Origin of the sequence: Streptomyces antibioticus, assembly GCF_002019855.1 — a bacterium.
In the GTDB taxonomy this organism is placed as follows: domain Bacteria; phylum Actinomycetota; class Actinomycetes; order Streptomycetales; family Streptomycetaceae; genus Streptomyces; species Streptomyces antibioticus_B.
The window spans coordinates 4,111,341-4,129,046 of record NZ_CM007717.1 but is presented as its reverse complement, the minus strand read 5'-3'; the positions used below and the strand labels follow the sequence as shown (position 1 = coordinate 4,129,046).

The following is a 17,706-nucleotide window of genomic DNA, read 5'->3' as shown; positions in this document are numbered from 1 at the left end:
CGATCGCATCTCACTATGCGGCTGGCTGGTGACATGCCCGATCTGCGTCCCTACGATCGAGGCCATGAAGCGACAGGCGGATCTCACGAAGCGGCGGGCAGTAGACCTGTGCCGCGTTGCCGCCATGCTCTGTCGCCCCTGCTGAAGCGGTAGTGGCCGGTCCCGGCCCACCGTGTCTCCCAGCCGCCCAGCTCAGGGCACCCGTGCGCCACTCCGCTCCGGAGCCGCGCGCACCCCTTCTCTTTGCACACCCCCGCCGCACCTGCCCCGGAGGAGAACGAGCATGAGCCGCAGCGACGTCCTGGTCGACGCCGACTGGCTTCAGGACCACCTGGACGACGACAACATCGCCGTCGTGGAGGTGGACGAAGACACGTCCGCCTACGAGAAGAACCACATCAAGAACGCCATCCGGATCGACTGGACGAAGGACCTCCAGGACCCGGTCCGCCGTGACTTCATCGACCAGGAGGGCTTCGAGAAGCTCCTGTCGGCGAAGGGCATCGCCAACGACACGCTGGTGATCCTCTACGGCGGCAACAACAACTGGTTCGCGTCGTACGCCTACTGGTATTTCAAGCTCTACGGCCACGACAACGTCAAGCTCCTCGACGGCGGCCGCAAGAAGTGGGAGCTGGACGCCCGCGAGCTGGTCGACGGCACCGACGTCCCCGAGCGCCCGGCCACCGAGTACAAGGCCAAGCCGCAGGACACCTCGATCCGCGCCTTCCGCGACGACGTCGTGGCGGCCATCGGCTCGCAGAACCTGGTCGACGTCCGGTCGCCCGACGAGTTCAGCGGCAAGCTGCTCGCGCCGGCCCACCTGCCGCAGGAGCAGTCGCAGCGTCCGGGCCACGTCCCGTCCGCCCGCAACATCCCGTGGTCCAAGAACGCCAACGACGACGGCACCTTCAAGTCGGACGAGCAGCTCAAGGAGCTGTACGCCGAGGAGCAGGTCGACCTGGCGAAGGACACCATCGCCTACTGCCGGATCGGCGAGCGCTCGGCCCTGACCTGGTTCGTGCTGCACGAGCTGCTCGGTGTCGAGAACGTCAAGAACTACGACGGCTCCTGGACCGAGTACGGCTCCCTCGTCGGCGTGCCGATCGAGCTCGGCGCCAACAAGTAATCCCACCGACCCGACCTTCTGGTCAGACCCCCTCTGGAGAAAGACATGTGTGGAGCGAAGGCCGGCGGCCCGGACGCCTCGACGATCAAGCCCGGTGAGACCACGATCCAGGGTCATGTGACCCGGGACGGCGAGCCGGTGGTGGGCTACGTCCGCCTCCTGGACTCGACCGGCGAGTTCACCGCGGAGGTCCCCACCTCCGCCACCGGACAGTTCCGCTTCTACGCGGCCGAGGGAACCTGGACCGTCCGCGCCCTCGTGCCCGGCGGCACCGCCGACCGCACGGTCGTCGCCCAGCAGGGCGGGCTCGCGGAGGTCGCGATCGCGGTCTGAGCGTCTTGGGCGGTCTGTGACGGACGCCTTACGGACGCCTGACGGATGCCTTACGGCGACCGAGGACGGCTGACGGCCTGAGGGCCGTATCCCATGGGTCGGACAACCCGGGATACGGCCCTCAGCCATGCTCCGGAGCCTCGCCGGACCCCGGCCACCGACCTACGCTGGACGTATGTACGCGCGCCGGCGGCACATCTACTTCGCGATGATGGGCACCTGCATCGGCCTCTTCGTCCTGGCCTGGGGTGTCGTACGCCTGTGGTCGGTCCCGGTCGCCGTCGGCATGTGCGTGGTCGCCATGGTCATCCCGCCGCTCGCCGCGATGGTCGCCAACCGCCGCGGCCCCGACGACCGCTGGTGGGACGACCCCTCCGGCGACCCCACCTCCGACGAGTGGTGGGACGAACTGGACGGCAAGAAGCGGCACCAGTAGGAAGGGGGCATGTCCCCCGCGAGACTGTCCACCGTGGTGCTCGACGCGCGTGACGCGCACGAGCTGGCCGGGTTCTACGTCCGTCTGCTCGGCTACGAGGTGCGGGCCGAGGAACCCGACTGGGTCCTCATCGGGCCCCCGCCCGGCCGGCCGGGCACCGCCCTCGCCTTCGAGACGGAGGCCGCCTACACCGAGCCCGTCTGGCCGACCCGCCGGGCCGGTGACCAGCAGATGATGCTGCACCTCGACATCGAGGTCGACGACCTGTCCGCCGAGACGGCCCGCGCGGTGGCCGCGGGCGCGCGCCTCGCCGACCACCAGCCCCAGGACGACGTACGGGTCCTGCTCGACCCGTCGGGCCACCCCTTCTGCCTCTGGGTGGACGGCGACGACGGCGACGACGGTGACACCTAGGGCCGTCTCAGTAGACGAGCGCCTGTGTCTCGTCGCCGAGTGCCTCCTGTACGAACACCTGGGCGCCGGCGATCCGGACGCCCTCGATCACGTCCTTCTCGGTGATGTCCCTGCGGGCCGCGCACTGGGTGCACAGGGTGAGCCGGCCGCCCGCGAGGATCGAGTCGAGCAGGTCCGGCAGGGGGGCGGCGTGCGGGAGTTCGAACTCGGCGGCCCGGCCCGGCAGCGCGAACCACGCCGACTCCCCGGTCAGCCACAGGGAGACCTCCACCCCGCTGGCCACGGCCACGGCCGCGACCGTGAACGCCTGTGAGCACCGCTCGGGGGCATCGGCCCCCGCCGTCACCTTGATCACGAGCTTCTTCGCCATGGCCGAATCGTAATCAACTCCTTTACAACTCCGTGCGTAGGCCATCGGTCTCCTGTGAAGCGCGATCCGGAAGGCGCGCTTCACGTTCTGAGGGGGATGGGATGGAAGATCCCGCAAGAAGCGGGGACGAGGCGGTCGGGACGGTCGAGACGGCTGACCCGCTTGTGGCTGTGCCCGCGCCGCGGCGCCGCAGGCGGGGACGGACGACGCTGATGATCGTCGGCGCCGCCGTGCTCGGTGTCGTCGCCGGTACCTGCGCCGGCTATCTGGTCCAGGCCGACCGCGAGCCCACCGCGCTGCCGCCGCTCTCCCAGCCCGTGGTGAAGCAGGCCAAGGGCGAGGCCGAACCGCTGTCGGCGGCCCAGGACCGCAAGGTCAAGATGGACGGCGACCTGCGCAAGCTGCTGCTGTCGCGTCCCAAGGGTGCGCGGGAGAACGAGTACGCGCCGACCACCGACGGCTGGGTGGACCTGGCCGAGTACGCGTCCCGGTACGAGGGCGGTCCCGGCGACACGTTCGATGGCCTCGTCGACGACGAGTTCCGGCGGGCGGCGTGGACCTCGTGGCAGGTGGGCGAGACGTACGAGGTCCACATCACCCTCGTGCAGTTCCGGCAGGAGAACGTGGTGGCGGCGTCCGAGTGGGCCGAGAACGGCCACTACTGGACCGGTCGCGAGAAGGACACCCGCAGTTGGGCCCTGCCGGGGACCGGTGACGGGATGGTCTACGTGCACGACACCCCTGACCGGAAACCCGGGTACCTGCCGCTCTACTCGGCCAGGGCCCATGCCTGGCGGGGCGATGTCTACGTGGACGTCGAGATCTACGACAGCAAGCCGATTCCCAAGGCGAAGATCATGGACCTGGCCGTGCGGCAGATGGGGAAGCTGTGAGCGAGAACCCCGAGAACGTGGTGATGGAGCCCGTCGCGGACAAGCCGGCGCGCAAGTTCCGGCCCGGCCGGATCGCGGCCGTCGCTGTCGCGCTGGTGGCGGCGGGTGCGGTGGTCGGCGGCGTCGGGTTTACGGTCGTCACCGTGCGGGACGCCGACCGCGACCCCGGCCGGCCGACGTGGAAGTTCCCGGCTGCGAGCAAGGACAAGCCGGAGGTGAAGTCCGGTTCGGCGAAGGGGCTGAGCGCGCTGCTGGTGCCGTACGGCGCCGACGAGTACACGCCCGGGCCCGACGTCGGTGAGTTCGGCGCGGACACCGAGCTGAGCGGGGCTCAGGCCACCGCGCTGCGCAAGGAGTCGTACGACGACCTGCCCCGGTCCACCCGGAAGAAGCTGGACAAGCTAGTCGAGAAGCAGCGGATCCAGGGAATGGCGATGCGGAGCTATGTCCTCCGGCACGCGAGCTTCTCCGATGGCTCGATCACGGCCTCCGTCACGCTGACCCGGCTGGACAACCGCACCGCCGTACGGGACATGGCCACGTCCTTCAACGAGTTCTTGGCCGCGATGGACTTCCGCAAGGGCCCGAAGGTCAAGGGCCACAAGGACGTCCGGTGCTTCCTTTCGCCGAAGGGCGACGCCGGCGATCTGGCCGCCGCATTCTGCTCGGCCTACGTCGGGGACGTCCTGGTCAGCGTCACGGCCGACGGCCCCGACCCCCTCGACGCCAAGCTGGTCACCAACTTCTTCACCACCCAACTCGACCGCATCGACAACCCGGGACAGTCCGTATGACAGCCCAACAAGACCCCCTGTCCCCGCCGCCCGCCGAGCCCTCGACCACGGCCCCCGAACCGATCCCGGTTCCGTCCTCGACCGCCGTGCCGGCCCCGATTCCGGATGCAGCGCCCGACTCGACGCCGGACGCGGCCATCACGCAGGCCGCGGCTTCGGACTCGACCCCCGGTCCCACTTCGGACGCGGCCGCCGACCAGGCTTCGGCCCCGGACGCTGTGTCGGCCCCGGCCCCGGCGCCTGCCCCAGCTTCCGGCGCGGCTTCCGCTCCGATTTCGGGTGTGGCGACCGGCCCAGCGTCGGACGCGACGCCGACCGTCGCCGCGATCCCCGGCCAGGCTGCGGACTCGACCTCCGGGGCCTCGGATGCGACACCCGACTCGGCGTCGGACACGGCCGGCAGCTTCGATTCGGGCTCGGCCAACGAGCCGGACACGATGTCGGCCGTGGCCTCGACCCCCGGTCCGGCTTCGGACTCGGTAACCGGCCCGGCCTCGGACTCGGTCCCCGATTCGGCCCCGCCCGCGGACGCCGTATCGACCACCGAGCCCGTTGCCGAACCGACCCCCTCCCAGACCGCACCGGCGGTGGAGGCCCCACCCGTGGCATCGCCCGCCCCGGCTGACCCGGCCCCGCCCACCCCCGCCACCCCAGAGGGCCTCCCCACCCCAGCACCCCTCCCCACCGCAGCCGCTCTCCTCGCCGCCGGGGATGTGCAAACCGCGCCCGGCACGGACGCCGTAGCCCCCGAAACCACCCCCGCCCCTCCCAAGGACCGGCGTGTCCTGCGGGCCGTGGCCCGGTGGGTTGCGACCGTCGGGGTGTTCGCCCTGGCCGGGGTCGGGACCGCGTACGGGGTCGTCGGGATGGAGCGGACCGATGTGCCGGGGCTGGCCACCGAGTCCGACGGGCGTTGGGCGTACCCGGAGATCTCGCGGCCGTCGGCTCCGACAGGGGGGAGCACCGACAGTCACCTCGCCGACGTGCGGCGGCTCCTGCTGCCCGCGCCCGCCGGGGCGACCGAGGACAAGGCGCTCCGCGGTGCCGACGGATGGCTCGCCACGAAGGACTTCCTGGCGATCTACAGCGAGGCCGACGACCGCGAGGAGGCCGCCCAGGTGCTCACCGACAACGGGCTGCGCCACATCGCGGCCCGCGGCTGGACCACCGAGGACGGCACCCGCACCGGCATCTACCTGCTCCAGTTCGACACGGCCCCGACGGCCACGGGCGTCTGCTCGGAGTTCAACGACGGCATCTCACCCGCGTACGACACCCGCGGCGCGGACTCGTGGGACTTCGACGACGGCTTCCCGACCGACGCCGACGTCGAGGGCATCGATCGTCATGTCTACGACGAGGTCAAGCCGTACGGGGCCGAACACCTCCGGCAGGCGTACCTGTGCGCCGGGGACGTCGTCGCGGTGATCGTCCAGGCACGCAAGGGCTCCGCCGCCGCCGTGCCCTTCCAGCAGACCGTGGTCCTCCAGAGCCAGCTTCTGAGCTGACCTCGAAAGGAGCGCCGGGCCCCGGCCGCGTAAGCTGGGGCCCGGCCCTGTTGTACGTATCCCGAAGCACGCTCATCCGAGGAGCACCCCGTGGAGATCTTCTTCGAAGCCCTGCTGGTCCTGGTCTGCGTCGGCGTTCTCGCCTTCGCCGGTCTGACCGTGAAGAAGCTGTACCAGGGCCAGCGCTGACCCCTACGTCCAGGAACTGCCACCCATGATCGAGATCCCGTCAGACCTCCACAAGGACCTCGTCCCCCTCGCCTTCCTGCTGGGCACCTGGGCGGGCGCGGGCGTGCACGACTTCCCCGGCTCGGAGAAGTGCAACTTCGGTCAGGAGGTCTCCTTCACCCACGACGGCCGGGACTTCCTCGAGTACCACTCCCACACCTGGGTCCTGGACGACGACGGCAACAAGGTGCGGCCGCTGGAGTCCGAGTCCGGCTTCTGGCGGATCGACGACGCCCGCAAGGTCGAGGTCACGATGACCCGCGACGACGGCGTCATCGAGATCTGGTACGGCGAGATGGCCGACAAGAAGCCGCAGATCGACCTGGTCACGGACGCCGTCGCCCGCACCGCCGCCTCCCGGCCGTACACCGGCGGCAAGCGGCTGTACGGCTACGTCAAGAGCGACCTCATGTGGGTCGGCGAGAAGCAGACCCCCGAGGTCGAGCTGCGCCCCTACATGTCGGCGCACCTGAAGAAGGTCGTCACCCCCGAGGACGTCGAGCGCTGGGCGAAGGCCCTCCCCGACGACATGCCGGACGACGGCATCGCCTTCTTCAAGTAGTCCTAGACTCGTCGGTGTGGTGAACACCGACTGGAAGAGCGACCTCAGGCAGCGCGGCTATCGACTGACGCCGCAGCGCCAGCTTGTCCTCGAAGCCGTGGACACCCTGGAGCACGCGACCCCCGACGCCATCCTCGTGGAAGTGAGGAAGACCGCGTCGGGGGTCAACATTTCCACCGTGTACCGGACCCTGGAGTTGCTGGAGGAGCTGGGCCTCGTCAGCCACGCCCATCTCGGCCACGGCGCCCCGACGTACCACCTCGCCGACCGGCACCACCACATCCATCTGGTGTGCCGCGACTGCGAGAACGTCATCGAGGCCGATGTGGACGTGGCGGCGGCCTTCACCGCCCAGCTCCGCGGCGCCTTCGGCTTCGAGACGGACATGAAGCACTTCGCGATCTTCGGCCGCTGCGAGGACTGCGCCCGCAAGGCGTCCGATAAGGCGCAGCAGGCGTAGAAGGCCCAGAAGGCTCTGAAGGGTTCAACTACCGAGTCGTAGGCTAGGCATATGAAGAGCCCACTGCTGTCCCTGCCCGGCGCCGTGCCCGCCGAGGGTGTGGACGAAGGCGTCGCCGCCCACTACGGCGACCTGTTCCGCGAGCAGCGCGCCCTCGCCGACGGCACCGGTTTCGTGGACCTCTCGCACCGCGGGGTCGTCACGGTCACCGGCGAGGACCGGCTGAGCTGGCTGCACCTGCTGCTCACCCAGCACGTCAGCGACCTTCCGGCCGGCCAGGCCACCGAGGCGCTGGTCCTCTCCGCGCACGGCCACATCGAGCACGCGCTGTACCTGGTCGACGACGGCACGACCGTCTGGGCGCACGTCGAACCGGGCACCCAGGAGTCGCTGCTGGCCTACCTGGAGTCGATGAAGTTCTTCTACCGGGTCGAGGTCGCCGACCGCACCGCCGACACCGCGGTCGTGCACCTGCCCGCCGGTTCGATCGCCGAGGTCCCCGAGGGCGTCGCCGTGCGCGAGACGCCGTACGGCCGTGATCTCTTCCTGCCGCGCGCGGACCTGGAGGCGTACGCCGCGAAGGCGGGCCCGCCGGCCGGGATCCTCGCCCACGAGGCGCTGCGCGTCGAGCACCACCGCCCCCGGCTCGGCTTCGAGACCGACCACCGCACCATCCCGCACGAGCTGGGCTGGATCGGCACCGCGGTCCACCTCCAGAAGGGCTGCTACCGCGGTCAGGAGACTGTCGCCCGGGTGCAGAACCTGGGCAAGCCGCCGCGCCGGCTGGTCTTCCTCCACCTGGACGGCAGCGAGGTCCATCTGCCGACCGCCGGCACCGAGCTGCGCGTCGCCGACGACAACCCCGACGGCCGCAAGATCGGCTTCATCACGACGTCCGTACGCCACCACGAGCTGGGCCCGGTGGCCCTGGCCCTGGTCAAGCGGAACGTCCCGGTGGACGCCCCGCTGCTGGCGGGCACCACGGCCGCCGCCCAGGAAGTCGTCGTCGAACCCTAGGTCTTCGGATCGTGAGACCTGCGGGTCCCTAGACCTCGATCAGGACCGTGAACGGGCCGTCGTTCGTCAGGGACACCCGCATCGCCGCCCCGAACCGGCCCGTCGCCACCGTGGCGCCCAGCGCGCGCAGTTGGGCGACCACCTCGTCGACGAGGGGTTCGGCGACGGGGCCGGGGGCGGCCGCGTTCCAGGTGGGGCGGCGGCCCTTGCGGGCGTCGCCGTACAGGGTGAACTGGCTGATGACGAGCAGCGGGGCGTCGATGTCGCTGCACGAGCGCTCCTCGTGCAGGATGCGCACCGACCAGAGTTTGCGGGCGAGTTGGGCGGCCTTCTCCTTGGTGTCCTCATGGGTCACCCCGACCAGGACGCACAGTCCCTCGCCGGTGATCTCCCCGACCGTCTCGCCGTCCACGACGACACTCGCGCCGTCCACTCTCTGCACCACCGCTCGCATGCGCACCATGATGCCGGGTGCGCGGCGGGGCCCGGCGGCGACCCCCGGGCCCGGGCTCCAGGGCCCCGCGGCTCCAGGGCTCCAGGGCTCCCGGGCGAAACTTCCTTTGATCCTTAACGTCCCATCTAGGGCCGTTCGGGGGCACTCGGTCACATTGCGGCCACTTGGGGTGGCACGATGCTTGCACACGCCGGTCGAGGGGACGGTTGAGGCGTATGAGCACACCGAGTACCGGGCGGCTGGAGACACACCGGCCGCCCCCACAGCGCGGCGACAGCCCGGCGACGGCACCGGCTCCGGCCGGCGGACCGCCCGGGCACGAGCTGCTCCGGCTGAGCCTGCCCGAACTGCGCACCCTGCGCCGGGACGCCCAGCGCGACGAGGCCGACCTCAGCTATGTACGGCGGCTGCTCCAGGGCCGTATCGACATCCTGCGCGCGGAACTCTCCCGCCGCGGCCCCGCGCCCGCGCCCGGGACCAGGGCCGCCCTCGGCCCGGTGACCGTGCCGCAGCCCGCCTCCGAGGCGTCCGTCGTGGCGCGGCTGCCGGAGATCCTCACCGACGCCCCGGCCCGCCAGCGGTCCTCCGCCCGCCATGTCACGCTCGGCACCCCGCACAGCGAGGAGTACGGCCGGCTCGCCGCCGAGATGCTCTCCGAGGTCGAGCTGTCCGACCTCGTCGCGCGCACCGACCCGGAGCTGCACGAGGCGATGGCCCGTCTCGTCCGCTACGAACAGCAGGTCTCCAGCCGCCGCCAGCGCCTCCAGCACACCGCGGACGGGGCGGGCGCCGAGATCTCCCGCCGCTACCGGGAGGGCGAGGCCCAGGTGGACGACCTGCTGCTGTGAGCGGCCCGCGCGGGGTGGCACGCGGCGTGCGGAAAATGGGCCGCGGTGAGGCCGGTCCGCTGCATACCGTGGGCGTATGAGCCGTCGTTCCGCCGCACTTGAGTTCCGCCAGACCGAAGACAACGACCTCGCCGACTGGATGCGGGCCCTGAAGACGGGCTTCCTGCGGTCGCCGGTGGTGACCGAGGAGCAGTTGGCCGCCCGGCGCGCCGCCACCCCCGGCTCCCGCACCTCGGGCGCCTACGACGCCGGCCGGTGCGTCGGCACCTTCCGCTCCTTCCCGCAGGAGGTGACCGCCGTCGGCGGCGCCGCGGTGCCCGCCGACGCGATCACCAACGTCTCCGTCCTCCCCACCCACCGCCGCCGCGGCGTCCTCAGCCGGCTGATGTCGGACGACCTGGCCGCCGCGAAGGAGCGCGGTGACGTGCTCGCCACCCTGATCGCCGCCGAGTACCGGATCTACGGCCGTTACGGCTTCGGCCCGGCCACCACGATGACCGAGTGGGCGGTCGACGTCTCCCGCTCCGGCCTCGACGGGCGCGCCCCGGTCCCGGACCCGCGTGACGGCGGCCGTATCGACCTGGTCGACGGCGGGGAGATCCGCAAGCTCGGCCCCGCGCTGCACGCCCGGCTGCGCCCCGCCCAGCCCGGCGCGGTCAGCCGGGACGAGAGCTGGTGGGAGGTCAACACCGGTGTGCTGCGGCCGTACGGCGACGAATGGAGCGAGCCGTTCTACGCCGTGTACCGCTCGGCGGACGACGAGGTCGAGGGCGCGGTGTCGTACCGCGCGGACGACCGCTGGAGCGACGCCAAGCAGCCGCTGAACACCGCCTCGGTCAACTGGCTCCTCTCCGTGACCCCGGCCGCCGAGCGCGCCCTGTGGCACTACCTGTGCTCCGTCGACTGGATCACCCGGGTGAAGTCGGGCTGGCGCTCCCCGGACGACCTGCTGCCGCTGCTGCTGCCCGACCCGCGCGCGGCGAGCATCACCACCCAGGCCGACTGGCTGTGGATACGGATCCTGGACGTCGTACGGGCGCTGGAGGCGCGGACGTACGACACGGCGGGCGCGCTGGTGCTGGAGGTGGCCGACGCGGCCGGTCTGGCCGGCGGGCGGTATCTGCTGGACGCCGGTCCCGACGGGGCGTCCTGCACGCCGACGGACCGCGGTGCCGATCTCACGCTGGACGTGGCGGAGCTGGCGTCGCTGTGGCTGGGCGACGAGTCGGCGGCGCGGCTCGCGCGGCTGGGCCGGGTCCGGGAAGAACGAACGGGCGCCGCCCGGAAGGCCGACGCCCTGCTGCGTTCGTCCGCGCGACCGTGGTGCCCGGACCTGTTCTGACTCTGACTCTGGCTGTGATTCTGGCTCTGACTCTGCGGCCGGCTCCTTCCGTGGGGTCGGTGGGACGGGTCGCTCGATCTCATCCGTAGCTGTGCCTGTTGCTCGGTGCGGTGCCTGCTTGTTCAGTTGTGGCTGTGCGCGCGATGTTCGGTTGTGGCTGTGCCGCGATGTGAAGTTGTGGCTGTACGTCGGTGCCGGCCGTCCGGGCTCCCGGCTCCCCTCCGGAAGGGAGCCCGACCGCCAACCGTATGAAAGCTTGACCATGTCGGTGAAGTTGGCTGCCAACTTCACTGTACTTATGTCCGCTTGGAAGCGTCCTATAACCATCTCTCTTTGAACTGCCCAAAGATGGCGGGAAGTTGTACGGTGCGGTGGTGGAGCCGGAACATGCCTCCGTCAATGGGCGGAGGAGGGCCGAGCGGACGCACCGAGAGGTGGCCGACGAGCTGCGCACCCGGATCAGAACCGGTGTGCTGCGGCCCGGCCAGCGCATGCCCACGCAGGCCGAACTGGCCGTCGAGTTCGGTGTCGAGCGGGGTGCCGTGCGCCAGGCGCTGCGCATTCTCCAGTCGGAGCAGTTGCTCACCAACGTCTCCAAGGGGAGCCCCGCGACGGTCGCCCTGACGCCCCTCGCGCCCGGTCCGCCCGCCGGGTTCCGGACGGAGCCCCAACCCGCCATGGCGGAGCTGCCGTTGAGGATGACCGAGGCGTTCGCGGCGGACCATGTCCAGGTGGACGCCCTGTGTCTGACCGCGGTCTCGCTGACGGCGGCGATCGGTGAACCGGTCCGCCAGATCCACGCGGGACGGCTGAAACCGGCCAAGATCGACGTACGGGTCCTGCTGCCCTCCCGGAACATCGAGCTGGCCTTCCCGGCCGCGGTGGACTCCGCCGCCGCCGGGCACCTCAGACGCCACTGGGTGGCCCACCGCAACGCTCAGGGCCAGGTGCTGCGGCACAACCTGCTCACCCTGCGCTCCACACACGGCATCGAGGTCGACGTCACCTTCCGCGCGCTGCCGTTCACCCCGCCGGTGAAGCTGTACCTCCTCAACGGGACCCGGGCGCTGTTCGCGTACTACACGGTCCAGCGCCATGAGCAGACGGTCGGCAAGGAGCACCTGGAGATGTATGACGCCGAGGGCACGCGGTCGGTGCTGTTCGCCTTTGAACAGGGCGCGGGGCCGCGGGACACGGCGTTCGTGACGCAGTCGCGTCTGTGGTTCGACGCGCTGTGGGAGACGATCAGTTCGGATCTCCAGCTCACGAGCTGAGGATCCGGGGTGGATCAGAGATCAGGGATCACAGATCAGGGATCACGGATCACGGATCACGAGTTGAGCGCGGGACCGGAGGCCAGGAGGGCGAGGATCACGGCTCCGACGGAGCTGAGGGCGGGGCTCTTCGCCTTGATGCCGACGCTGAGCAGAAGCAGGCCGACGGCGCCGGCGGTGCCGTACTTCCACTCGATGGTGCGCTCGACGACGAAGACGAAGACGGCGCAGAGAACAGCGAGGACGGGCATGGTGGTTCCTCCAACTCTACTAAGTTGGCAACCAACTCTTGCTATGTTGTCCCCACTTGGCGACAACTACTAAACAACTTTCAAACAACTGCCCATAGATGGGTGGAAGTTGTAGCGTTTGGTCGTGACCCAGGAGAACGTGGCAGTGAACGGCAGCAGAAGGCTCTCGCCCCAGGAGATCGCCGACGTCCTGCGGGAACGCATCCGCGCGGGCGAACTGCGGGCCGGCGACCGCCTGCCCACCCAGGCCGAGCTGGCCGACGAGTTCGGCGTGGAACGCGGCGCCGTACGCCAGGCCCTGCGCGCGCTCCAGGACGACGGACTGCTCACCAACGTCAGCAAGGGCAGCCCCCCGAGGATCGCCGAGCCGCCCGCCCCGGGCCACGACGAGCCCCAGCCCACCATGGTGGGCCTCTCCCCGCGCCTCACCGCGGCCTTCTCCGCCCCGCACGTGCGCATCGACGCGGCCTGTCTGACCGCCGAGAGCCTCATCCCGGCGCTCGGCGAACCGCTGCGGCTGATCCACGGCGGCAGCCTGCGCCCGGAGCGCATCGACGTCCGCATCCTGCTGCCCTCCCGGGACATCGACCTCGCCTTCCCGGTCCCGGTCGAGGGCCGCGGCGACGACGACCCGGTGCACGAACGCTGGCTGGCGATGCGCAACGCCCAGGGCCATGTCCTGCGGCACAACCTCCAGACCCTGCGCTCGCACGGGATCGACGTCCACATCACCTTCCGCGCACTGCCCTTCACCCCGCCCGTGAAGCTGTACCTCCTCAACGGCTCCGAGGCGCTGATGGCGTACTACATGGTCACCCGCCGCGAGGAGCCCACCGACACCGGGACGCTCGACATGTACGACGTCCTGGGCACCGAGTCCCTCCTGTTCTCCTTCGAGAAGGCCGCCGGTCAGCGCGACGCCGCGTTCGTGGAGGAATCCCAGAAGTGGTTCGACGCCCTCTGGGAAACCATCACGACGGACCTGACACTCTCTTAGTGACCTCTGATATGCGGCAGACTCAAAAGGCGACCTCCGACACCCGCACCGAGGCGGCGGACCTGCGAGAAGTGATCACCCGCGCGCGAGTCGTCCTCTGGGACTTCGACGGCCCGATCTGCCGGCTGTTCGCCGGGCATTCGGCGGAGCGGGTGGCCGAGCGGCTGGTGGACTGGCTGGAGGGGCGGGGGCTGCACGGGTTGCTGACGGAGCCGGAGCGGGAGTCGCTGGACCCGCATGTCGTACTGCGCGCCGTCGACCGCAGACATCCCGGCAGCGACCTCGTGGCGGAGCTGGAGGAACGTCTCACCAAGGAGGAACTGCGGGCGGTGGTCTCGGCGTGGCCCACCCCGTACGCCGATCCGCTGATCCGCACCTGGACCGCCGTGGGCGCGCGGCTGGCCGTCACCACGAACAACTCGCCCCGGGTCGCGAGCAGGTACCTGGAGGGCCGCGGGCTGATGGCGTGCTTCGCCCCCCACCTCTACGGCCGCACCCAGGACCTCCACCTCCTCAAGCCCGACCCGCACTGCCTGAAGCGGGCCCTGAACGCCATGGGTTCCGCTCCGGGCGACGCGCTGATGATCGGCGACACCCCCTCCGACTTCCTGGCCGCCAGCGCGGCCGGTGTGCCGTTCCTCGGCTACGCGCGCAACGAGCGCAAGGAGAAGCTGCTGCGGGGCGTGGGGGCCACGGCCGTGGTGGGCTCACTGGACGTCGTCCTGAAGGTGATAAGGCGTCAAGGCTGAGCTGTCATGCTTGCGTCATCAGGAACATCAGCACGACGGCGGCGCCGACGGCCAGGCCGTTGTGCCTGGCCCGCAGGCCCACCCCCACCCCGAACAGCAGGATCAGTCCCACGGTGCCGAGTCTCGCCTGCGCGAGCACGCCCACGGTGATCTCCAGCAGTCCCTGCAGTGCCGATAACAGGAGCATTTCCTTCCACCTCCCTGCCACTCTCCGTCAAGCGAGCAACTCTCGGTCCAATTGGACTGGTTGTCGTAAAGTGGATTTCCCCGGGCGGGCTGATCCTTAAGCAGCAGGCCAGTTGGCACCTCAACCTGACTGAATTTGGTTTGTGACTGGACCGGGAGCGGTACGGTCGCATTGTGGAGGCGCAACGGAGTGGCAGTGGCGAGGGTGGCGGGCGGGAGTTTCAGCGGGTCGCCGATGAACTCCGGGCCCGGATAGCCGATGGGACGTACCCACTGCGCACGCTTCTGCCGTCCCAGCGTGATCTCGCCGCGGAACTCGATGTTTCCCGTGACACCGTTCAGAAGGTGCTACGGGAACTCGTCGGGGAGGGCTTGATCGAGTCTCGGCAGGGCAGCGGATCACGCGTCATCGACGTGCCGCACAGGCAACGTGTGTCCACCAAGGACGGCCGCCTCCATGGCGGGCCGACACTCGGGCCGCTGCTGGCCGAAGCCTTCGAGCAACGGGAAGTGACGCTGGACGTCTACTCGTTGACCGCGGAGTCGCTGGCCGCTCATCTCGCGGTGCAGGCAGAGCGGATTCTCGGCCGTGACATCACTCCCGACAGTATCGTCCTGCGTCTGATCCTGCCGTCCCAGGACCTGCCGTTGCCCTATCCGAGGGTGAAGGGTGATCTTGCGGATCTGCGTCTGACGGACCGCCTGCGTCTGATTTCAGAGAGGTCGTTGGCGTCTGTGCGCCACCTGCGCACGGCCCTGGCCGAGGTCGACACCGACGTCGTCATTGATGTCCGTTGGGCTCCGCTCACCCCGACCTTCAAGCTCTACCTGCTCAACGGAACGCAAGCGCTGCTGGCTCCGTACGAGGTGATCGAACGGGAGATCAGGCTGGATTCGGGCGGGGTGGTCAACGCCTTGGACGTCCTGGGCTTCGGGGCGCCGATCACCCGGCATGTGAGGAACGCCGATCCCGACTCACCCGACACGCTATTCGTCGAGAGTTGGCAGCGGTGGTTCAACTCGGTCTGGAACCGCGTCGCGGAAATCCCGTCGACATGATGGTGCGCTAGCATGCCCCGCATCGCGCGCGAACAAACGCCTCCGCCCGTACGTATGACACGGCGAACCAGCCATTTCGAACGACCTGACGCAGACTGAGTGACATGCCACCCCCGTGCTCACTCCGCCGGTCATCCTGGTCGTGCGGCGCGGCACCCGGCATTCCACGATTGCTGTACCCATTCGACTGAGCGTCACATTCCGGAGCGGCCCGTGCTCGAACCTCCTGTCTCCCGGCAACTGCCCGGAGACCGAGTCGCCGCCGTTCGGCCTGACGCCGTCTCCCACATGTTCCGCCGTGCGGTGGAGTCGTCCCGGGAGTATTCGGGTCACCACAACCAGAACTACGTGGTCTGCCTCACCGAGGACCTTGCGCCCCTCGTGGGCGGCGAGGCCGGCACCGAGGTGACGGTACGGTTTCCGCGTTCCGGCGTGCTGCCTGTGGTGATCAGGACCTGGCGGGACGAGTCGGAGATCCTCGACGCCGTGCAGGGTGTTCTGCCGCATGTGCCCCGATGCCTGACGAAGGGCGAGGGGTACGCGATCCACAGCTATGTGGAGGGTGTACCGCTCTCCACCATCTGCGGAAACGGTAAGCCGGTCGACACGCTGATCGTCAGGGCGCTTGCCGAGCTGCTGGCCCGGATGACCTTGGTGCGCCGGTCGGCCCTGCCGCCTCTGCCGACCGGGTGGCCCACCAACCACACCGACAGCCAGAGCTTCCTGAAGGCGCTGGCCAGGAGTGCCGACCAGCAGATCCGTCGGCCCAATTGGACTGCTTTCGGTGGGCTGTTCACCGCGCTGGGCCTGCCCGAGCGAGCCCTGTTGGACTTCGCTGGGCGGGTGCCCGCCATGACCCGACGGCCGTTCAGTCTGCTCCACGCGGATCTCCACCGGGACAACCTGATCGTGTCCTTCGACGGAGAACCCCCGCTGATCTGCGTCGACTGGGAGCTGGCGACCTACGGCGACCCTCTGCACGACCTCGCCACGCATCTGGTGCGGATGCAGTACCCGGAGTACCAGTGGGACGAAGTGATCGACGCCTGGGCCGAGGCCATGCTGAGAATCCGTCCTGCGGCGGTCAACGGCCTGCGCCGGGATCTGCCGCACTACCTCGATTTCGAACGGGCGCAGTCGGTGTTCCCTGACGTGATGCGGGCCGCGCAGTCCCTGAGCGACGCGTTCACCCCGAGGAAGCTGGACGAGGCGACCGCCGAGGTGCACCGGGCGCTGATGGCCGCCGCCGATCCGCTGCGACTGCGGAGCGTGCCGACGGCCGGGGAGATCGAGAGCGCCCTGTTCCGGTGGCTGGCCTCACGCGGTGACGTAAGTGGACGGGACTGGCTGGAGGCGGCGCTGGACTGGAAACGCGACCAGCGTTTCCCGGAACACCCGGCCTTTCCCGACGCCGCGGTCCGCGACGCACTGCTTGCCGAGGGTGCCGCCCGTGCCGACCAGGTGTTCAAGGGCACCGCGCACCTGAACACCGTGGTCAGGGTGGCGGGCAGCCCAGGCCCCGTCGTCGTACGGCGCAAGCTGCCGCACGTCTCGCGGCGCGAGCCCAGTTACCTGAGCGAGCACGCCGTGCTGCGTGCCATCCAGGAGTCCGGGGCCCAGGTGGCCGCCCCGAAGGTCCTGGCACTGGGCGAGAGCTATGTGAAGGATCGGTTCACCATCCACACGTACGTGGGACCGCAGGGAGGTCAGCCGCCCCGCCACCCGGTCAACGGACTTCTCCCGCACGAAGCGGACGGACTGGTCGACCAGCTCTGCGCCCTGACGGAGGTCGACTACCGCGCGGTGGATCCGGCCGCCGGGGCGGGCCGCTTCCACGAGTGGCTGGCGGAACAGCTCACCCTCCTGGTGCGGGACCTGCCGGTGGAGTCCCTGAGACTGGCCCGGACCCTCGGCCTGCCCGACCACGTCCGCCTGCGCCAGCTCCTCTCCCGCCACCAGGTCACCGACCGCCCCCCCGTCCTCCTCCACGGCGACCTCAACCCCTGGAACCTGGTCTGCCGGGACGACCGTCTGGGCGTCACCATCATCGACTGGGAGATGGCCCTCGTCGGCGACCCGCTCTACGACCTGGTCCGGCATGTGCATCTGACCCCGACCCGGCCGGAGATCAAGGAACGGATGGTCCGCCGCTGGGAGCGTCTGCTGAGCGCCGAGCACACCAAGGACTGGCAGCGGGACTGGGGTGTCTACCGGCGCATCGAGATCGTCCGCTCCGCGTACATCGACCTCGACCGCCTGGTCACCCGGGCCAGCCTGGACGTCCCGAACGTCAGCCGCGCCGTGAACTCCTACGCCGCCACCCTCGCCGCGGCGACGGCGGCGTTGGGCCTGCCACTCCCCGCGACGGCCAACCCGTACCTCGCACTGGCACTGGCCTGAGG

General features: G+C 69.9%; 21 protein-coding genes. 17 read left to right on the top strand and 4 right to left on the bottom strand.

Translation table 11 applies throughout. The features are described from left to right. Positions 1-283: 283 nt before the first annotated feature. The 4 genes from AFM16_RS18540 to AFM16_RS18525 all read left to right on the top strand — a co-directional run bounded on the left by AFM16_RS18540 (position 284) and on the right by AFM16_RS18525 (position 2,312). Positions 284-1,129, top strand: a complete 846-nt coding sequence (locus tag AFM16_RS18540) for a sulfurtransferase (RefSeq protein WP_078633987.1) — start codon at positions 284-286, stop codon at positions 1,127-1,129. Between the two features lie 45 nt (positions 1,130-1,174). Next, positions 1,175-1,462, top strand: coding sequence for a DUF1416 domain-containing protein (locus AFM16_RS18535; protein ID WP_030795263.1), 288 nt, complete (start codon positions 1,175-1,177; stop codon positions 1,460-1,462). A gap of 175 nt (positions 1,463-1,637) precedes the next feature. After that, positions 1,638-1,898 carry a DUF3099 domain-containing protein gene (locus tag AFM16_RS18530; protein ID WP_030795260.1) on the top strand — a complete coding sequence of 87 codons (261 nt, stop codon included), beginning with the start codon at positions 1,638-1,640 and terminating at the stop codon, positions 1,896-1,898. 9 nt (positions 1,899-1,907) lie between these two features. Beyond that, positions 1,908-2,312, top strand: a complete 405-nt coding sequence (locus AFM16_RS18525) for a VOC family protein (RefSeq protein WP_078633986.1) — start codon at positions 1,908-1,910, stop codon at positions 2,310-2,312. A 7-nt stretch (positions 2,313-2,319) separates the two neighbouring features. On the opposite strand, the gene AFM16_RS18520 is transcribed toward AFM16_RS18525, so the two are convergent. Beyond that, positions 2,320-2,682, bottom strand: coding sequence for a DsrE family protein (locus AFM16_RS18520; protein ID WP_030795255.1), 363 nt, complete (start codon positions 2,680-2,682; stop codon positions 2,320-2,322). A gap of 212 nt (positions 2,683-2,894) precedes the next feature. On the opposite strand from AFM16_RS18520, the gene AFM16_RS18515 reads away from it, so the two are divergent. From AFM16_RS18515 to ygfZ, 6 genes are all read left to right on the top strand, one after another. Continuing rightward, the gene (locus AFM16_RS18515; protein WP_078633985.1) at positions 2,895-3,575 is read left to right on the top strand and encodes a hypothetical protein; all 681 of its coding nucleotides are present in this window, start codon (positions 2,895-2,897) and stop codon (positions 3,573-3,575) included. Next, the gene (locus tag AFM16_RS18510) at positions 3,572-4,369 is read left to right on the top strand and encodes a hypothetical protein (RefSeq protein ID WP_245177729.1); all 798 of its coding nucleotides are present in this window, start codon (positions 3,572-3,574) and stop codon (positions 4,367-4,369) included. Before AFM16_RS18515 ends, AFM16_RS18510 begins: the two co-directional genes overlap by 4 nt. A gap of 713 nt (positions 4,370-5,082) precedes the next feature. Further along, positions 5,083-5,877, top strand: coding sequence for a hypothetical protein (locus tag AFM16_RS18500; protein WP_107419112.1), 795 nt, complete (start codon positions 5,083-5,085; stop codon positions 5,875-5,877). Between the two features lie 214 nt (positions 5,878-6,091). Next, positions 6,092-6,667 (top strand): heme-binding beta-barrel domain-containing protein, encoded by a 576-nt coding sequence (locus tag AFM16_RS18495; RefSeq protein ID WP_078633982.1) that lies wholly within the window; start codon positions 6,092-6,094, stop codon positions 6,665-6,667. Positions 6,668-6,683: 16 nt separating this feature from the next. Continuing rightward, positions 6,684-7,127, top strand: a complete 444-nt coding sequence (locus AFM16_RS18490; protein ID WP_078633981.1) for a Fur family transcriptional regulator — start codon at positions 6,684-6,686, stop codon at positions 7,125-7,127. A 51-nt stretch (positions 7,128-7,178) separates the two neighbouring features. After that, positions 7,179-8,144: a CAF17-like 4Fe-4S cluster assembly/insertion protein YgfZ gene (gene ygfZ / locus AFM16_RS18485; protein ID WP_078633980.1), complete on the top strand. Its 966-nt coding sequence runs from the start codon at positions 7,179-7,181 to the stop codon at positions 8,142-8,144. Positions 8,145-8,172: 28 nt separating this feature from the next. Here ygfZ and dtd read toward each other — a convergent pair whose 3' ends face one another. Then, positions 8,173-8,598 carry a D-aminoacyl-tRNA deacylase gene (gene dtd, locus AFM16_RS18480; RefSeq protein ID WP_078633979.1) on the bottom strand — a complete coding sequence of 142 codons (426 nt, stop codon included), beginning with the start codon at positions 8,596-8,598 and terminating at the stop codon, positions 8,173-8,175. 215 nt (positions 8,599-8,813) lie between these two features. Between dtd and AFM16_RS18475 the strand changes: the two genes are divergently transcribed. The 3 genes from AFM16_RS18475 to AFM16_RS18465 all read left to right on the top strand — a co-directional run bounded on the left by AFM16_RS18475 (position 8,814) and on the right by AFM16_RS18465 (position 12,062). Then, positions 8,814-9,446 carry an RsiG family protein gene (locus AFM16_RS18475; RefSeq protein WP_078633978.1) on the top strand — a complete coding sequence of 211 codons (633 nt, stop codon included), beginning with the start codon at positions 8,814-8,816 and terminating at the stop codon, positions 9,444-9,446. 76 nt (positions 9,447-9,522) lie between these two features. Next, positions 9,523-10,788, top strand: coding sequence for a GNAT family N-acetyltransferase (locus AFM16_RS18470; protein WP_078633977.1), 1,266 nt, complete (start codon positions 9,523-9,525; stop codon positions 10,786-10,788). Positions 10,789-11,162: 374 nt separating this feature from the next. After that, complete coding sequence (locus tag AFM16_RS18465) at positions 11,163-12,062, top strand: winged helix-turn-helix domain-containing protein (protein WP_245177728.1); 900 nt, start codon at positions 11,163-11,165, stop codon at positions 12,060-12,062. A gap of 56 nt (positions 12,063-12,118) precedes the next feature. Here AFM16_RS18465 and AFM16_RS18460 read toward each other — a convergent pair whose 3' ends face one another. Beyond that, complete coding sequence (locus tag AFM16_RS18460) at positions 12,119-12,313, bottom strand: hypothetical protein (RefSeq protein WP_030795223.1); 195 nt, start codon at positions 12,311-12,313, stop codon at positions 12,119-12,121. Positions 12,314-12,431: 118 nt separating this feature from the next. Here AFM16_RS18460 and AFM16_RS18455 point away from each other — a divergent pair, with 118 nt between their 5' ends. Beyond that, the gene (locus AFM16_RS18455; protein ID WP_175519232.1) at positions 12,432-13,310 is read left to right on the top strand and encodes a FadR/GntR family transcriptional regulator; all 879 of its coding nucleotides are present in this window, start codon (positions 12,432-12,434) and stop codon (positions 13,308-13,310) included. After that, positions 13,259-14,059 (top strand): HAD family hydrolase, encoded by an 801-nt coding sequence (locus AFM16_RS18450; RefSeq protein ID WP_078633975.1) that lies wholly within the window; start codon positions 13,259-13,261, stop codon positions 14,057-14,059. The genes AFM16_RS18455 and AFM16_RS18450 overlap by 52 nt, the downstream gene beginning before the upstream one ends. 4 nt (positions 14,060-14,063) lie before the next feature. On the opposite strand, the gene AFM16_RS18445 is transcribed toward AFM16_RS18450, so the two are convergent. Further along, positions 14,064-14,246, bottom strand: a complete 183-nt coding sequence (locus AFM16_RS18445; protein WP_078633974.1) for a hypothetical protein — start codon at positions 14,244-14,246, stop codon at positions 14,064-14,066. Positions 14,247-14,419: 173 nt separating this feature from the next. Between AFM16_RS18445 and AFM16_RS18440 the strand changes: the two genes are divergently transcribed. Both AFM16_RS18440 and AFM16_RS18435 read left to right on the top strand, forming a co-directional pair. Next, complete coding sequence (locus tag AFM16_RS18440) at positions 14,420-15,304, top strand: GntR family transcriptional regulator (protein WP_078633973.1); 885 nt, start codon at positions 14,420-14,422, stop codon at positions 15,302-15,304. A gap of 288 nt (positions 15,305-15,592) precedes the next feature. Then, the gene (locus AFM16_RS18435; RefSeq protein ID WP_078633972.1) at positions 15,593-17,704 is read left to right on the top strand and encodes an aminoglycoside phosphotransferase family protein; all 2,112 of its coding nucleotides are present in this window, start codon (positions 15,593-15,595) and stop codon (positions 17,702-17,704) included. Positions 17,705-17,706 lie beyond the last annotated feature (2 nt).

Coding starts and splice junctions, on each gene's coding strand:
- AFM16_RS18535 (WP_030795263.1), top strand. CDS start 1,175: ATGTGTGGAGCGAAGGCCGGCGGCCCGGACGCCTCGACGATCAAGCCC.
- AFM16_RS18520 (WP_030795255.1), bottom strand. CDS start 2,682: ATGGCGAAGAAGCTCGTGATCAAGGTGACGGCGGGGGCCGATGCCCCC.
- AFM16_RS18525 (WP_078633986.1), top strand. CDS start 1,908: ATGTCCCCCGCGAGACTGTCCACCGTGGTGCTCGACGCGCGTGACGCG.
- AFM16_RS18445 (WP_078633974.1), bottom strand. CDS start 14,246: ATGCTCCTGTTATCGGCACTGCAGGGACTGCTGGAGATCACCGTGGGC.
- dtd (WP_078633979.1), bottom strand. CDS start 8,598: ATGCGAGCGGTGGTGCAGAGAGTGGACGGCGCGAGTGTCGTCGTGGAC.
- AFM16_RS18460 (WP_030795223.1), bottom strand. CDS start 12,313: ATGCCCGTCCTCGCTGTTCTCTGCGCCGTCTTCGTCTTCGTCGTCGAG.
- ygfZ (WP_078633980.1), top strand. CDS start 7,179: ATGAAGAGCCCACTGCTGTCCCTGCCCGGCGCCGTGCCCGCCGAGGGT.
- AFM16_RS18530 (WP_030795260.1), top strand. CDS start 1,638: ATGTACGCGCGCCGGCGGCACATCTACTTCGCGATGATGGGCACCTGC.
- AFM16_RS18515 (WP_078633985.1), top strand. CDS start 2,895: ATGATCGTCGGCGCCGCCGTGCTCGGTGTCGTCGCCGGTACCTGCGCC.
- AFM16_RS18495 (WP_078633982.1), top strand. CDS start 6,092: ATGATCGAGATCCCGTCAGACCTCCACAAGGACCTCGTCCCCCTCGCC.
- AFM16_RS18475 (WP_078633978.1), top strand. CDS start 8,814: ATGAGCACACCGAGTACCGGGCGGCTGGAGACACACCGGCCGCCCCCA.
- AFM16_RS18470 (WP_078633977.1), top strand. CDS start 9,523: ATGAGCCGTCGTTCCGCCGCACTTGAGTTCCGCCAGACCGAAGACAAC.
- AFM16_RS18435 (WP_078633972.1), top strand. CDS start 15,593: ATGTTCCGCCGTGCGGTGGAGTCGTCCCGGGAGTATTCGGGTCACCAC.
- AFM16_RS18540 (WP_078633987.1), top strand. CDS start 284: ATGAGCCGCAGCGACGTCCTGGTCGACGCCGACTGGCTTCAGGACCAC.